The organism is Salmonella sp. 741265055_HSA (assembly GCF_046569525.1).
Classification (GTDB): domain Bacteria; phylum Pseudomonadota; class Gammaproteobacteria; order Enterobacterales; family Enterobacteriaceae; genus Salmonella; species Salmonella enterica.
This window is the reverse complement of sequence record NZ_JBKFSQ010000015.1, coordinates 1-14506: the sequence shown is the minus strand read 5'-3', so window position 1 is coordinate 14506 and position 14506 is coordinate 1. Positions and strand designations below refer to the sequence as shown.

Sequence of the window (14506 nt, the reverse complement as noted above, 5' to 3'; positions counted from 1 at the left end):
CGTTGTCCGCCATCCGGTAAAAGGTTCGTGTGATGCTTAACTATGTTCTCAAGCGCCTGCTGGGATTAATTCCTACGCTGTTGATTGTGGCAGTGCTGGTGTTTTTATTTGTTCATTTGTTGCCCGGCGACCCGGCGCGGCTGATAGCCGGACCAGAAGCCGACGCGCAGGTGATCGCGCTGGTTCGTCAGCAGCTGGGGCTTGATCAGCCGCTTCATGTCCAGTTTTGGCGTTACATCACCCATGTTTTACAAGGCGATTTCGGTACGTCAATGGTTTCCCGCCGCCCGGTTTCTGAGGAGATCGCCAGCCGCTTTTTGCCGACGCTGTGGCTGACGATAACCAGTATGATATGGGCGGTTCTGTTTGGCATGGCGATCGGCATCGCCGCCGCCGTGTGGCGTAATCGCTGGCCTGACCGGGTAGGAATGACGCTTGCCGTGACCGGCATTTCTTTCCCGGCTTTTGCGCTGGGAATGTTGTTAATGCAGATTTTTTCCGTGGATCTGGGCTGGCTACCGACCGTGGGGGCGGATAGTTGGCAACATTATATTTTACCCTCCCTGACGCTTGGCGCGGCGGTGGCATCCGTCATGGCGCGTTTTACGCGCTCCTCGTTTGTCGATGTCCTGAGCGAGGATTACATGAGGACCGCGCGGGCGAAAGGCGTCAGTGAAACGTGGGTGGTGTTAAAACATGGCCTGCGCAATGCGATGATCCCGGTCGTCACCATGATGGGATTGCAATTTGGCTTTCTGCTTGGCGGATCGATCGTCGTCGAAAAAGTGTTTAACTGGCCGGGGCTTGGGCGATTACTGGTCGACTCCGTCGACATGCGCGACTACCCCGTGATTCAGGCGGAAGTGCTGCTGTTTTCTCTGGAATTTATTCTTATCAACTTAGTGGTGGATGTCCTCTATGCCGCCATTAATCCGGCTATCAGGTATAAGTAAGGATGCGATTATTTAACTGGCGCCGTCAGGCGATTTTACATGCTATGCCGGTGGTAAAACCCGACCAGATACGCACGCCGTGGCGGGAGTTCTGGCGTCGTTTTCGCCGCCAGCATGTCGCGTTGGTCGCCGGGGGATTCGTACTGGCGTTAATTCTGGTGGCGATTTTTGCCCGTTGGCTGACGCCCTACGATGCGGAAAACTATTTTGACTACGATAGCCTGAACAATGGCCCCTCTTTGCAGCACTGGTTTGGCGTTGACTCGCTGGGAAGAGACATCTTTAGCCGGGTTCTCGTTGGGGCACAGATCTCACTGGCGGCGGGCGTGTTCGCGGTATTTATCGGCGCGATAATCGGTACGGTGTTGGGATTGCTGGCGGGATATTATGAAGGCTGGTGGGATCGTTTCATTATGCGCATTTGCGATGTGCTGTTCGCCTTCCCCGGCATTTTGCTGGCGATTGCCGTTGTGGCGGTGTTAGGCAGCGGTATTGCTAACGTGATTGTTGCGGTGGCGATTTTCTCTATTCCGGCGTTTGCTCGTCTGGTGCGCGGAAATACTCTGGTCTTAAAACAGCAGACGTTTATTGAGTCTGCCCGCAGTATCGGCGCCAGCGACACGACGATTTTGTTTAGCCATATCTTGCCGGGAACGGTCTCGTCAATTGTGGTTTTCTTTACGATGCGTATCGGTACGTCAATTATTTCCGCGGCAAGCCTGTCATTTCTCGGATTAGGCGCGCAGCCGCCAACGCCGGAGTGGGGAGCGATGCTCAATGAAGCGCGGGCGGATATGGTCATCGCGCCGCACGTAGCGCTCTTCCCGGCGGTGGCGATTTTCCTGACTGTGCTGGCGTTTAACCTGTTAGGCGACGGGTTGCGCGATGCGCTGGACCCGAAGATTAAGGGGTAAGCCAGCCCGGTGGCGTTGACGCCTGGCGGGCCTGGAACGGGCTCGTCAGGCGGGATAACACATCCGGCACCCGCGCCGGGGGAGGTGGCGTTAAACCCGACTGCCCCACAAATCATATTCGTCGGCGTTTTCCACTTTCACGCGCACGATATCGCCCGGCTTGACGTTGGTTTCGCCGTTCAAATAGACCGCGCCGTCAATTTCCGGCGCATCCGCCATGCTACGCCCGATAGCGCCTTCTTCGTCAACCTCATCAACGATCACCAGAATTTCGCGGCCCACTTTTTCCTGCAAGCGCTCAGCGGAGATTTGCTGTTGCAGTTGCATAAAGCGGTTCCAGCGCTCTTCTTTCACCTCTTCCGGCACCTGATCCGGCAGCTCATTCGCGCCTGCGCCTTCCACCGGGCTGTACTTGAAGCAGCCTACACGATCGAGGCGCGCCTCTTTCAGGAAGTCGAGCAGCATCTGGAAGTCTTCTTCCGTTTCGCCGGGGAAGCCGACAATAAAGGTGGAGCGTAGGGTCAGTTCCGGGCAGATTTCGCGCCACTGCTTAATGCGCGCCAGCTGGCGGTCAACGGAACCAGGACGTTTCATCAGTTTAAGAATCCGCGGGCTGGCATGTTGCAGCGGAATGTCCAGATAAGGCAGGATTTTGCCTTCTGCCATTAGCGGAATCACATCATCAACGTGTGGGTAGGGGTAGACGTAGTGCAGACGTGTCCAGACGCCCAGTTTTGATAACTGCTCGCACAGGCTCACCATACTGGTTTTCACCGGTTCGCCATTATGGAATCCGGTGCGGTGCTTCACATCTACGCCGTAGGCGGAGGTATCTTGCGAAATCACCAGAATCTCTTTGACCCCGGCATCAACCAGACGTTTCGCTTCGCTTAATACGTCGCCAATCGGACGGCTGACCAGATCCCCGCGCATCGACGGGATGATGCAGAACGTGCAGCGATGATTACAGCCTTCAGAAATTTTCAGATACGCATAATGGCGCGGCGTCAGTTTTACACCCTGTTCCGGTACGAGGCTTAAAAATGGATTGTGCTTCGGCTTCGGTACGTAATGATGTACGTGCTGCAGAACTTGCTCATAGCTATGCGGCCCGGTGATTTCCAGTACTTTCGGATGCACTTCGCGGATCTGATCTTCTTTTGCGCCCAGGCAGCCGGTGACGATTACCTTACCGTTTTCGTTCAGCGCTTCGCCAATGGCTTCCAGTGACTCTTGTACCGCGCTGTCAATAAAGCCACAGGTATTAACGATAACCATATCCGCATCGTCATAGCGTGGCACAACGTCATAGCCTTCGGTACGCAGCTCAGTCAGGATGCGTTCCGAATCAACGAGGTTTTTCGGACAGCCCAGGGAAACGAAGCCGATCTTTGGCTGGGGGGGTACATTACTCATAGCTTAAAAAGTGTTCATTTATTGGAATGGTCAGGGCAGGGATTCTACAGATATCCGAACAAAAATTGTATCGCAATCTCATCGGGAGCGGCGGCATCAACCGTTGTGGTTATCAGCAAAAGGTGAAAAAGGGCAATTCTAAGAAAATTCTTGATCTCTGACACCCATTTGTCTAAAAAACGACCATACTATTAAGTTGAACCCTGGTAGAAAAGAGGAGGAAAAAAGGTATGGTCGTTGACAGACTGAGAACCGATCTTCTCAACAAGCTGATAAACGCGCGTATCGATCTTGCCGCTTATCTGCAATTGCGAAAAGCGAAGGGGTATATGTCAGTCAGCGAAAGTGACACTCTGCGTGACAATTTTTTTGAACTGAATCGCGAGCTCCACGATCACGCTTTACGGCAGGGACTGCATCTCGATCAGGAAGAGTGGAACGCGCTGCGCCGTGCCGAAGGCGCGCTTGCAGCCGCCGCCGTTTGTTTAATGAGCGGACACCATGATTGTCCGACCTTTATTGCCGTCAACGCAGATAAACTTGAAAACTGTCTGACAACTTTGACGCTGAGTATTCAGAGTCTGAAAGCACATTCACCGCTTACACAGGTCTGAATAAGGGGGAGGCGACTCCCCCTTTTTACCGAACCGCGCCGCTTAATGTTTTGTAAAAATAAACCCGACCTCTTGCGATGCTGACTACGCTTTAACGCAGAGCCCTGAAGGAGGCGGTATGCGTCGAATACTTCTCGCGGTAGTTTCATTCTCTCTTTTCTCTTCATGGGCGAACGCCAATCTTGCGCCGGTGAACGTTGAGGTGCTGCAAACCCGACTCGATCACCCGTGGTCGCTGGCTTTTTTGCCGGATAACCGTGGGATGCTCATTACCCTGAAAGGGGGACAACTGCGCCACTGGCAGGCGGGACGGGGACTTTCCGATCCGCTGGCTGGCGTACCGAAAGTGTGGGCAAACGGGCAGGGAGGTTTACTGGACGTCGTGCTGGCGCCTGATTTTGCCCAGTCTCGCCGCGTCTGGCTGAGTTATGCTGAAGCTGACCGCGAAGGAAACGCCGGTACGGCAGTCGGTTTTGGACGGCTGAGCGACGATCTTCAGCGTCTGGAGCATTTTCGTACCGTGTTTCGCCAGATGCCTAAGCTGTCTACCGGCAACCATTTTGGCGGACGTATGGTATTCGATGCGCAAGGATCTCTTTTTATTGCCCTGGGTGAAAATAACCAGCGCGCTACCGCGCAGGATTTGGATAAATTACAGGGTAAGCTGGTGCGCCTGACCGGGCAGGGCGAAATTCCGCCGGATAATCCGTTTGTGCATCAGGCGGGCGCGCGTCCGGAAATCTGGTCTTACGGTATTCGTAATCCGCAGGGGCTGGCCATCAATCCCTGGAGCGGCGCGCTATGGCTGCATGAACACGGTCCGCGCGGCGGCGATGAAATTAACATCCCGGAAAAAGGCAAAAATTATGGCTGGCCGCTGGCCACGTGGGGCGTCAACTATAGTGGTCTGAAAGTGCCGGAAGCCAAAGGTGAAATTGTCGAGGGAACGGAGCAACCGGTTTACTACTGGAAGGATTCTCCGGCGATCAGCGGGATGGCTTTTTATGCCAGCGACGTTTTTGCGCCGTGGCGGCACAAACTGTTTATCGGTGCGCTAAAAGATAAAGAGGTCATTGTGATGCGCGTCGATGGCAATACGGTGACGGAAGAAGACCGTATTCTGGGTGACAGAAAGCAGCGTATTCGGGATGTGCGTGTCGGACCTGACGGCTACTTATATGTGTTAACCGATGAGTCCGACGGGCAGTTACTCAAGGTAAGTCCTGCAGCCACGCGTTAGGTCACCGGGATCATCACCACTTTGCGAAAAGCAGGGCGCTCGGTAAGCTGCTGATACCAGCGTTCCAGATTCGGGCGCGGCGTCCACTTCAGACCCACGTTCAGCAGGTTATAGACGAAAGGCGCAATAGCGATATCACCGGTGCCAAAGTTATCCCCGGAGAACCACGGCTGGTGGGCCAGAGCGTCATCAAGAAGCGCAAACAGGCTGTCACACTTTTCGATACCGGCTTCAATTGCCGCCTGGTCGCGTTTTTCCGGCGGGGTTCTGACCAGTCCCATCAGGATCACGCGGTGCGCCGGGCTCAACGTTTGATTCGCCCAGTCCATCCATTTTTCGCCCTCCGCACGCCGCGCCGGATTATCAACCCATAGCCGGTTCTGGCCGTATTGCGCCGCCAGATAGCGGACAATGGCATTGGATTCCCACAATAACAGGTCGGTTTCATCATCTTTAAGCAGCGGCACCAGCCCATTGGGATTCATCGCCAGATAGTCGGCATCCTTGTTAACGCCGAATTTTCCGCCTGCCAGAATTTGATCGTATGGCAGTTCCAGCTCTTCAAGCGTCCACAACACTTTTTTAACATTAGTCGAGTTGTTCCGGCCCCACAGCGTAATCATATTAACCCCTTCTGTTTTATCAGGATGATGACAGTAATCGGCCTACCGTGAGATAAACCTAACATTTACACAATGGTCTGTAAAAAAATCGTTATGAAGGAAGCGTAACGGGATGTTATTGCATAAACTTTAAAAACTTTACCAAGTTACGGTTTCTTTAACGTCGTGAGTGCGTTATTACTCACCGCACTTATTACACGGTGGTGTGACGTGTGTTTTTGGAATGGATACTCGGGTGGTACTATGACGCAATACGCTTCTTCCCTTCGTAGCCTCGCGGCAGGTTCGGTTCTCTTATTCCTTTTCGCTTCGCCTGTAAAGGCAGAGGAACAAACGATCGCGCCGCCGGGCGTTGATGCGCGAGCCTGGATCTTAATGGATTACGCCAGCGGTAAAGTACTGGCGGAAGGCAACGCCGATGAGAAACTCGACCCTGCCAGTTTGACAAAAATTATGACCAGCTACGTGGTGGGCCAGGCGCTGAAGGCAGGGAAAATCAAGCTGACCGATATGGTGACGGTGGGCAAAGATGCCTGGGCGACGGGGAACCCGGCGCTACGTGGGTCGTCGGTGATGTTTCTCAAGCCAGGCGATCAGGTGTCGGTTGCGGATCTTAATAAAGGCATCATCATTCAGTCAGGTAATGATGCCTGTATCGCGCTTGCCGACTACGTCGCCGGAAGCCAGGAGTCCTTTATCGGCCTGATGAACGCTTATGCGAAACGACTGGGATTAACGAATACAACCTTCCAGACGGTACACGGTCTTGATGCGCCAGGGCAGTTCAGTACCGCTCGCGATATGGCGTTGCTCGGCAAGGCCTTGATTCACGATGTGCCTGACGAATACGCCATTCATAAAGAGAAAGAATTTACTTTTAATAATATTCGTCAACCGAACCGCAACCGCCTGTTGTGGAGCACCAATCTGCATGTCGACGGCATGAAAACGGGGACAACGGCTGGCGCTGGGTATAACCTTGTCGCCTCCGCCACCCAGGGCGATATGCGCCTGATCTCTGTCGTGCTGGGGGCGAAAACGGACCGTATTCGTTTTAATGAGTCAGAAAAACTGCTGACCTGGGGTTTCCGCTTCTTTGAAACGGTCACGCCGATTAAACCTGACGCGACATTCGTGACGCAACGGGTCTGGTTTGGCGATAAGCGTGAGGTCAATTTGGGGGCGGGCGATGCGGGGTCTGTGACGATTCCGCGTGGGCAGCTTAAAAACCTGAAGGCCAGCTTTACGCTGAACGAACCACAGCTCACGGCGCCGTTGAAGAAAGGGCAGGTTGTCGGCACTATCGATTTCCAGCTTAACGGAAAATCCATTGAGCAACGTCCGTTAATGGTGATGGAAAACGTCGACGAAGGCGGATTTTTCAGCCGGATGTGGGATTTTGTGCTGATGAAATTCCATCAGTGGTTTGGCAGTTGGTTCTCGTAAAATACCCCGTTGCCGGGTGCGCGCCGCATCCGGCAACGGGCGGTTAATACATCAGGTTAATATGTTGTTCTTTGGCGTAAGCTACAAAGGCATCATCGGGACGGCGGTCGCTGATAATCGTATCAAAGCGTGATAGTTCCCCCATCCGCGCCGGGCGTACCTTGCCGAATTTACTGTGATCCACCACCAGTACATGGCTCTGTGCCATTGTCATCGCCCAATGTTTTACCGGCAGTTCTTCCAGATTAAAGCAGGTAGCGCCTTTACTGGTATGAACGCCGGCGGCGGAATAAAACGCGATATCCGGACAAATATTGTTTAACGTTTCATGGAAATCAAGCGGTTTGAAAATGGCGTTGCTGGCGTGAAACTCCCCGCCGCTGAGGATGGCGCGGCAATGGGGTTTGTCCTGCAGCGCCAGAAAGGTATTAAGTGAATAGCACACTGCCGTAAAGGGAAGGTCGTTATCAATGGCTTCAATGATCCACGGCGTGGTGGTGCCACAGTCAATAAATACCGTTTGATGCGCTTGTACCAGGCCTGCAGCCAACTGAGCGGCACGGCGTTTTTCTTCCACCAGACGAGATTTTTGATCGCTTAACAGATAATGACTAACGCTGCGGGGCTCCAGTACGATATAGCCGCCCAGCAACACGACAGGCGCGCTTTTATGGTTCAGGTCGCGACGAATGGTCATTTCAGAGACGCCCAACAGGGTCGCGGCTTCTTTAAGGTGAAGTTTATCGCTGCGTTTTAAGGCCTGCAGCAATTGACCAATACGCTCGTCGCGTCGCGTTTCCATAGTTCCCCTGGAGAGTTAAATAAGCGCTCCGCACCATACAGAGCGCTTAATATTACTCTTTTTTTCGCTATTTAGTCACGTACCCAGCCTTTTCGAATGGGCAATGCGAAACAGAAACGGTAACAACGTTGCAGCGCCTGGTAGAGCGGCGCGCCGTACCATTGCCAGATCAGCTGTGCGCTCAGGCAGCCAAGCATCGCTACCAGCAGTGCGCCAATCATATCTAACGGCCAGTGTACGCCGAGATAGACGCGCGACCAGGCGATGGTCATGGCTATCGCCATCATCACGATGCCTGACCAGAGGCGGTGCCAGAACAAAAACGCCAGCGCAAAGGTAAAAATCACCGTGCCGTGATCGCTGGGGAACGAGTCATCGGCGGCATGATGCAGGAAGTTATAGCCGATATGATCGACAAATGGACGGTCGTGCGGGAAAAGGTGTCCCATTGTCCAGGAGACCGCCAGACTGATAATCAGCGCGATGCCGATTTTAACGATCAGCTGACGCTGGGCGCAGACCCGATCGCGGGGCCCCCACAGCCAGAGTACCACGGCTAAGAGCGGGACGATGTTGATGACATCTTTGGCGATAAAGATAGCGAGCGAAATCGTCCACTGCGCGGAATCAGGCGTGGCGTTAATAAAATTAAACAGCGAGTTGTTAAGGTTTTCCAGCATAACATCCAGGCTCGGAGCAATGAAATCAAAAGGGATAGCCAGCTCATCCCCGTGCAAACTGAGCATAAATGCAGCGTAACAGGGAGGAAAAGCAGTATTGTCTTATTTGGCGGCAACATGAAGAGATTTAAGACAATGGCATAAAATAACGCCGATGATAACGGCGCAAGCTTAAATTAACCTTAAAGTACGCAAGCGATAAGCGGCTTTCTGTAAAAATGTGCGCTATTTCCCTTGCAGCCTCATAATTCGCTATCTCAGTTCCCCGACTTTCATTACACTCTGCGCGGTTTTTATTGGCGAAGAGATGGTATGCAGAATCGTTTACAATCAGGCGGCAGGCTGGGACGTCAGGCGCTGCTTTTTCCTCTCTGTCTGGTGCTGTACGAATTTTCTACTTATATTGGCAACGACATGATCCAGCCGGGTATGCTGGCGGTGGTTGAGCAGTATCAGGCAGGCCTGGACTGGGTTCCGACGTCCATGACCGCTTATCTGGCGGGCGGTATGTTCTTACAGTGGCTGCTTGGCCCGTTGTCTGACCGTATTGGTCGTCGTCCTGTGATGCTGGCGGGCGTCGTGTGGTTTATTGTCACCTGCCTGGCGACGTTACTGGCGAAAAACATCGAACAATTTACCTTCCTGCGTTTTTTGCAAGGGATTAGCCTGTGTTTTATCGGTGCTGTAGGGTATGCCGCGATTCAGGAATCCTTTGAGGAAGCGGTGTGTATAAAAATTACCGCGCTGATGGCGAACGTGGCGTTAATCGCGCCGCTACTGGGACCACTGGTCGGGGCGGCATGGGTGCATGTTCTGCCGTGGGAGGGAATGTTTATTTTATTTGCCGCACTGGCCGCTATCGCCTTTTTCGGGCTACAGCGCGCAATGCCGGAGACCGCCACGCGGCGGGGCGAAACGCTGTCATTTAAGGCGCTGGGCCGTGACTATCGGCTGGTGATAAAAAATCGGCGGTTCGTCGCAGGGGCGTTAGCGCTGGGATTTGTCAGCCTGCCGCTGTTGGCCTGGATTGCGCAGTCGCCGATTATCATCATTAGCGGCGAACAGCTCAGCAGCTATGAATATGGTCTGCTGCAGGTGCCCGTTTTTGGCGCGCTCATTGCCGGTAATCTGGTGTTGGCGCGTTTAACCTCCCGACGTACGGTTCGCTCACTGATCGTGATGGGCGGCTGGCCTATCGTCGCGGGGCTGATCATCGCCGCGGCGGCGACGGTGGTTTCATCCCATGCTTATTTATGGATGACGGCGGGATTAAGCGTATACGCTTTTGGCATTGGGCTGGCGAATGCCGGACTGGTGCGTCTGACGCTCTTTTCCAGCGATATGAGTAAAGGAACGGTCTCGGCGGCGATGGGAATGCTACAAATGCTGATTTTTACCGTTGGTATTGAAGTCAGTAAACACGCCTGGTTAAGCGGCGGCAATGGGCTATTTAGCCTGTTTAATCTGGCAAACGGTATTCTTTGGCTACTGCTGATGCTGGTCTTCTTAAAAGATAAGCGGACGGGCAATTTGCAAACAGTCTGAGAGAGCGGCTACGCCTGATAAGCTTTCTGTTATCAGGCATAGAGAGGCATCCGCTAGACGTTGAACGGCGGCTCGTTGTTTAATACGCTGTCGATGATATCCAGCACGCCTTCCTGGTTGTTCGATCCGGCGCGGTATTTCGCCGCCGCCGCGACCGCTTCGCTGGCGTGCGACATGGCAAAACTAAACCCGGCCTGACGTAGCATCTCAATATCGTTGCCGCCGTCGCCGAATACCACCACTTCACTATCATGAATGCCCCAGCGCTGCTGTAACAGACGCAGGCCGTTGGCCTTATGCACGCCGGGAATTATTAAATCAATACTGCCATAGCCGGTATGAACGGGGACCATGATATCGCCAATGGCGTCGTGCAGCGCCGCCTGTACTTCCGGTATCCGTTCATCGGTAATATTAAGGCCGAATTTGAAAAAGACATCGTTGATGTTGTTAAAATTATCCACAAACTCCAGACGATGATAATACATTGCCGCAACGGCTTTTAACGCATCATTGTACCGTTTCAGCGTGTAGGCGCTGTTTTTTCCACAGGCGATAATCTCCACATCGGCGCGTGTGAGCAGGTGTTCGACAACCGTCTGGAAGTCGGCTTTTGTCAGCTCGCCGTTAAAAACATCCTCTCCTTCGCTGACCACCCAACCGCCGTTTTCCGCGACAAAAGCGATTTCGTGCGCAATTTCCGGAAAGAAGGAGATTAACTGGTAATACTGGTTGCCGCTGGCCACGACAAAGCGAATGCCTTGCCGCTTCATTTGTTGGTACTGCGCCATAAACCGGTCACGGTTATAGGTTTTTTGATCGCTCAGAAAAGTGCCGTCCATGTCGACGGCGATTAATTTGATACTCATGCGTTATGCTCCATCACCGGTTGCGGAGTCGATACAGGTTTGGCGACGGCCTTCGCCACCAGCGCCGCCAGAATAACCAGCGCCAGCACAACCATCATGGCGCTGCGTAATCCATAGTGCTCTCCCAGATAGCCCAACAGCGGCGGCCCGACCAAAAACGCCAGATAGCCGGTCGTGGCGACAACGCTCACGCGCGTCGGCGCGTCGGGACCGGTATCGCTGGCGGCGGAAATGGTCAGCGGGAAGCCGAGCGAAGCGCCCAAGCCCCAAAGAATGACCGAGACGCCGGCGACCCAGTCGCTATCGACAAAAATAATCAGGCCAATGCCCAGCGCTCCCATCAACGCGCTGGCGCGAACAACCGTCACCCGGCTATAGCGGTCAATAAACCAGCCGCCGGTAAAGCGGCCAACGGTCATACCTAGCGTGAAACCGGCGTAGATCAGAGAGCCGGAGGTTGGGCTAAAACCGTGTCCGTCTACCATCAGTAGCGGCAGCCAGTCATTCGCAGAGCCTTCGGCGAATGCCATTGCCAGCACCACCACGCCAATAAGCAAAAGCTGGATGTCCCGATAAAAAGGTAATCCTTTTTCCTGAAGGTGAGCATCTTCCGATGCGTTTTTACCCGTACCGTCAGGGATCGCCCGAATGGCGATAAAAATGGGCGCGATCGCCACGGCAGCCGCGAGGATGATATGGATGTTAGCTGGGACGCTTAATGCGGTTAACGCCATGCCGACACCAGCGCCCGCCAGCGTGCCGAAACTGTAGAAACCATGCATCATCGGCAGAACGGTTTTATTCAGCTCGCGTTCGACCGCCGCGCCTTCGACATTAATCGCCACTTCGGCGGCGCCAAAACTGGCGCCGAAAACAGCTAATCCAAGGGCAAAAATCAGCGGCGAGGCGCACCACAGCGCGACGCTAAGAATAACCATCCCGGTTACTGCGCAGGTCATCGTCGTGCGAATAACCTTTCGGGTGCCAAATCGTTTCACCAGCCAGGCGGAACAAAGAATACCGCTCATTGAACCGATAGAAAGCCCGAATAAGACCGCCCCCATTTCCGCGGTAGAGACGGAAAGAATATCCCGAATAGCAGGCGTTCGGGTTGCCCAGGAGGCCATCAGCAGTCCGGGTAAAAAGAAGAACATAAACAGCGCCCAGGTACGGCGTTTTAAGGCGTTACGTGAGGAGAGGACGGTCATAGCGTCAGGCCAGAAAATAGAAGCGAGAGGTAAACATTAGCAAGCTTGTGTACATTTGTACATATCGTCGTCATACTTCGTTGTGCAGACAGTTTTTACTGTCTGTTTTTTCAGCGTAAGCGGCAGGCTACTATAGCCTGCATCCTGAATGAGATGTGGAACTCATCATGAAAGAAAATGCCGTAAGACGCGCTAATGATCCTAAGCGACGGGAAAAAATAATTCAGGCCACACTGGAAGCGGTAAAGACCTATGGCGTTCATGCCGTGACGCACCGGAAAATCGCCGCTATCGCTCAGGTGCCGCTTGGCTCAATGACCTACTATTTTGCCGGTATGGATGCGTTATTGAGTGAAGCTTTTACACTTTTCACCGAAAACATGTCTCGTCAATACCAGGACTTTTTTGCGCAGGTGACGGATGCGGAGGGGGCGTGCCAGGCGATAACGGAAATGATTTACGGTTCGCAGGTTACGACTCCGGATAATATGGCGTTAATGTATCAGTTATATGCCTATGCCAGCGATAAGCCAGCGTTAAAAATAGTCATGCAAAACTGGATGCTACGTAGCCAGAATACGCTGGCGCAGTGGTTTGACGCGCAGACCGCCCGCGCGCTGGATGCGTTTATCGAGGGGATGACGCTGCATTTTGTGACGGATCGAACGCCGCTGGCGCGTGAAGCGATTTTACAGATGGTAAAGCGAATCGCCGGAGAGTCAATGTCGTGTCACTCTGCGTCGGGCAACAAAAAACCCACTTATGTAAATGGGTTTTGAAAAACAAACACTTACCTAATATTCAATAACTTAAAAAGGTGGTTAGGGGCGTCTAAGGGTGACGAGTGGTAACGCCTGCCGCCATTTTGTCGCCATTAGGTTATAAATTCTGAATCGCTAGAACATAACATGTGAGTTGTGGTATAGCGGTTTTGTAAGTAAACTATAGACAGTTAGTGGAAGTGTGACGTTTCCCGCTAGACTACCAATCTAGTAGGATTGTAAAAAAGCCCAACCTCACCAGTTGGGCTTTTTTACGTCTGAATACTACTTATTCGTTGAAACAATCGCTCATAACCTTATAATCCAAGGCGTTAGTGACGTGACGCATATGCTAAGCCAAAGTACTTACTACTCGAAAAGGAATTCGAATTTTCTGCATGGCTTGCGGAAATGTTTATAAGCCCTGGCTGATTACGAGTGGTGTCGGGTCAGACTTTTGGTTTGAGCGCGTCACACTTCCACTAACACTTGAAGTGAGGGTGATTATCCAGGCAACGTAAGGAGTATAATCATCTAAACGCGCTCCCTATTATGGGAGCAAACGGATGAAAGCAATTTTAGATATTGCAATCATTGCTCTGAAGGCGCTAACTGCCCTTCTTGAGCTGATTCGCGCGATCTGGTTCTAAGTGAGCGTGGAAACGTAAGTAAGGCCGCTGGGTTCACCTCCAGCGGCCTTTAATATTTGGTCGTTATGCCGCTTGCATTGTTGCCAGCGGGTTGAACCTCAGCGCGGTTTCAAGGTGATCTGGGGCTAGGTGGGCGTAACGCATTGTCATCTTTATATCATGGTGTCCCAGTATTTTTTGAAGCGCCAGTATGTTGCCACCGGACATCATAAAGTGAGCGGCGAAAGTATGGCGCAGGACATGTGTTAGCTGTCCACGAGGCAGAATGATGGATGTTTTATCCATCACCGAAGCAAACTGAAAGTAGTAATCGTCAAAGAATTTGAATCCTTTTAGCGCTGTGATCTCTTCATAAAGTTCTTTGCTGATAGGGATACTTCTATTTTTTTTACCCTTAGTCTTGGTGAACGTAATGCGGTACTTCGTTACCTGCGATCTTGTCAGGTTGACGGCTTCTCTCCACCTTGCCCCTGTGCTGAGGCAAATCTTAACAACTAGCGTTAATAGCTTGTTTTGGTGCTGGCAGTCATACAGCAATTCTGCAATCTGATCATGCGTAAGCCAGGCCATTTCCTTTTCAGCAATGGTAAATTTACGCATGTTTTCAAGAGGGTTTGGCTGAAGCCATTCGCCCAAGCGAATCAGTTCATTAAAGGCACCGCTTAAATAACTTTGCTCAAGATTAACCGTTACAGGGCTTGCGCCATTTTTCCATCTTTCGCTGAAATAAATCTTTCCAGTTAGGCGCTTATCGCGGTAGTGAGCAAACATCTTTGGGGTTAGCG

At 52.6% G+C, this 14506-nt stretch carries 14 protein-coding genes; 7 read left to right on the top strand and 7 right to left on the bottom strand.

Annotated features, from left to right (window positions below; genetic code table 11):
* The first annotated feature begins 32 nt into the window (after positions 1 to 32).
* Together gsiC and gsiD are read left to right on the top strand one after the other, a co-directional pair.
* Positions 33 to 953 carry a glutathione ABC transporter permease GsiC gene (gene gsiC / locus ACLD4K_RS10385; protein ID WP_000936069.1) on the top strand — a complete coding sequence of 307 codons (921 nt, stop codon included), beginning with the start codon at positions 33 to 35 and terminating at the stop codon, positions 951 to 953.
* 2 nt (positions 954 to 955) lie between these two features.
* The gene (gene gsiD / locus ACLD4K_RS10380) at positions 956 to 1867 is read left to right on the top strand and encodes a glutathione ABC transporter permease GsiD (protein ID WP_001236024.1); all 912 of its coding nucleotides are present in this window, start codon (positions 956 to 958) and stop codon (positions 1865 to 1867) included.
* 90 nt (positions 1868 to 1957) lie between these two features.
* On the opposite strand, the gene rimO is transcribed toward gsiD, so the two are convergent.
* A complete protein-coding gene (gene rimO, locus ACLD4K_RS10375) occupies positions 1958 to 3283 on the bottom strand; it encodes a 30S ribosomal protein S12 methylthiotransferase RimO (protein ID WP_411011812.1) in 1326 nt (441 codons plus the stop codon).
* Between the two features lie 230 nt (positions 3284 to 3513).
* On the opposite strand from rimO, the gene bssR reads away from it, so the two are divergent.
* Positions 3514 to 3897 carry a biofilm formation regulator BssR gene (bssR, locus tag ACLD4K_RS10370; protein ID WP_000259651.1) on the top strand — a complete coding sequence of 128 codons (384 nt, stop codon included), beginning with the start codon at positions 3514 to 3516 and terminating at the stop codon, positions 3895 to 3897.
* Positions 3898 to 4015: 118 nt separating this feature from the next.
* Positions 4016 to 5137 (top strand): PQQ-dependent sugar dehydrogenase, encoded by a 1122-nt coding sequence (locus ACLD4K_RS10365; RefSeq protein WP_088730826.1) that lies wholly within the window; start codon positions 4016 to 4018, stop codon positions 5135 to 5137.
* On the opposite strand, the gene ACLD4K_RS10360 is transcribed toward ACLD4K_RS10365, so the two are convergent.
* Complete coding sequence (locus ACLD4K_RS10360; protein ID WP_411011811.1) at positions 5134 to 5760, bottom strand: glutathione S-transferase family protein; 627 nt, start codon at positions 5758 to 5760, stop codon at positions 5134 to 5136. The genes ACLD4K_RS10365 and ACLD4K_RS10360 overlap by 4 nt on opposite strands.
* 243 nt (positions 5761 to 6003) lie before the next feature.
* Between ACLD4K_RS10360 and dacC the strand changes: the two genes are divergently transcribed.
* On the top strand, positions 6004 to 7206 hold the full coding sequence (gene dacC / locus ACLD4K_RS10355) for a serine-type D-Ala-D-Ala carboxypeptidase (protein WP_111752986.1): 1203 nt from the start codon (positions 6004 to 6006) through the stop codon (positions 7204 to 7206).
* A 43-nt stretch (positions 7207 to 7249) separates the two neighbouring features.
* On the opposite strand, the gene deoR is transcribed toward dacC, so the two are convergent.
* Together deoR and ybjG are read right to left on the bottom strand one after the other, a co-directional pair.
* Positions 7250 to 8008 carry a DNA-binding transcriptional repressor DeoR gene (gene deoR, locus ACLD4K_RS10350; protein ID WP_411011810.1) on the bottom strand — a complete coding sequence of 253 codons (759 nt, stop codon included), beginning with the start codon at positions 8006 to 8008 and terminating at the stop codon, positions 7250 to 7252.
* Between the two features lie 71 nt (positions 8009 to 8079).
* Entirely contained in the window at positions 8080 to 8688 is a 609-nt protein-coding gene (gene ybjG, locus ACLD4K_RS10345) for an undecaprenyl-diphosphate phosphatase (RefSeq protein WP_411011844.1), read from the bottom strand.
* A 312-nt stretch (positions 8689 to 9000) separates the two neighbouring features.
* Here ybjG and ACLD4K_RS10340 point away from each other — a divergent pair, with 312 nt between their 5' ends.
* Positions 9001 to 10233: an MFS transporter gene (locus ACLD4K_RS10340; RefSeq protein WP_001181284.1), complete on the top strand. Its 1233-nt coding sequence runs from the start codon at positions 9001 to 9003 to the stop codon at positions 10231 to 10233.
* 53 nt (positions 10234 to 10286) lie between these two features.
* Here ACLD4K_RS10340 and ACLD4K_RS10335 read toward each other — a convergent pair whose 3' ends face one another.
* Complete coding sequence (locus tag ACLD4K_RS10335; RefSeq protein ID WP_411011809.1) at positions 10287 to 11102, bottom strand: Cof-type HAD-IIB family hydrolase; 816 nt, start codon at positions 11100 to 11102, stop codon at positions 10287 to 10289.
* Positions 11099 to 12310: an MFS transporter gene (locus ACLD4K_RS10330; RefSeq protein ID WP_000217430.1), complete on the bottom strand. Its 1212-nt coding sequence runs from the start codon at positions 12308 to 12310 to the stop codon at positions 11099 to 11101. The genes ACLD4K_RS10335 and ACLD4K_RS10330 overlap by 4 nt, the downstream gene beginning before the upstream one ends.
* Positions 12311 to 12477: 167 nt before the next feature.
* Here ACLD4K_RS10330 and ACLD4K_RS10325 point away from each other — a divergent pair, with 167 nt between their 5' ends.
* On the top strand, positions 12478 to 13089 hold the full coding sequence (locus tag ACLD4K_RS10325) for a TetR/AcrR family transcriptional regulator (protein WP_411011808.1): 612 nt from the start codon (positions 12478 to 12480) through the stop codon (positions 13087 to 13089).
* Between the two features lie 695 nt (positions 13090 to 13784).
* On the opposite strand, the gene ACLD4K_RS10320 is transcribed toward ACLD4K_RS10325, so the two are convergent.
* Positions 13785 to 14506 (bottom strand): tyrosine-type recombinase/integrase (locus tag ACLD4K_RS10320; RefSeq protein ID WP_411011807.1); only part of this gene is annotated, 722 nt, incomplete at its 5' end.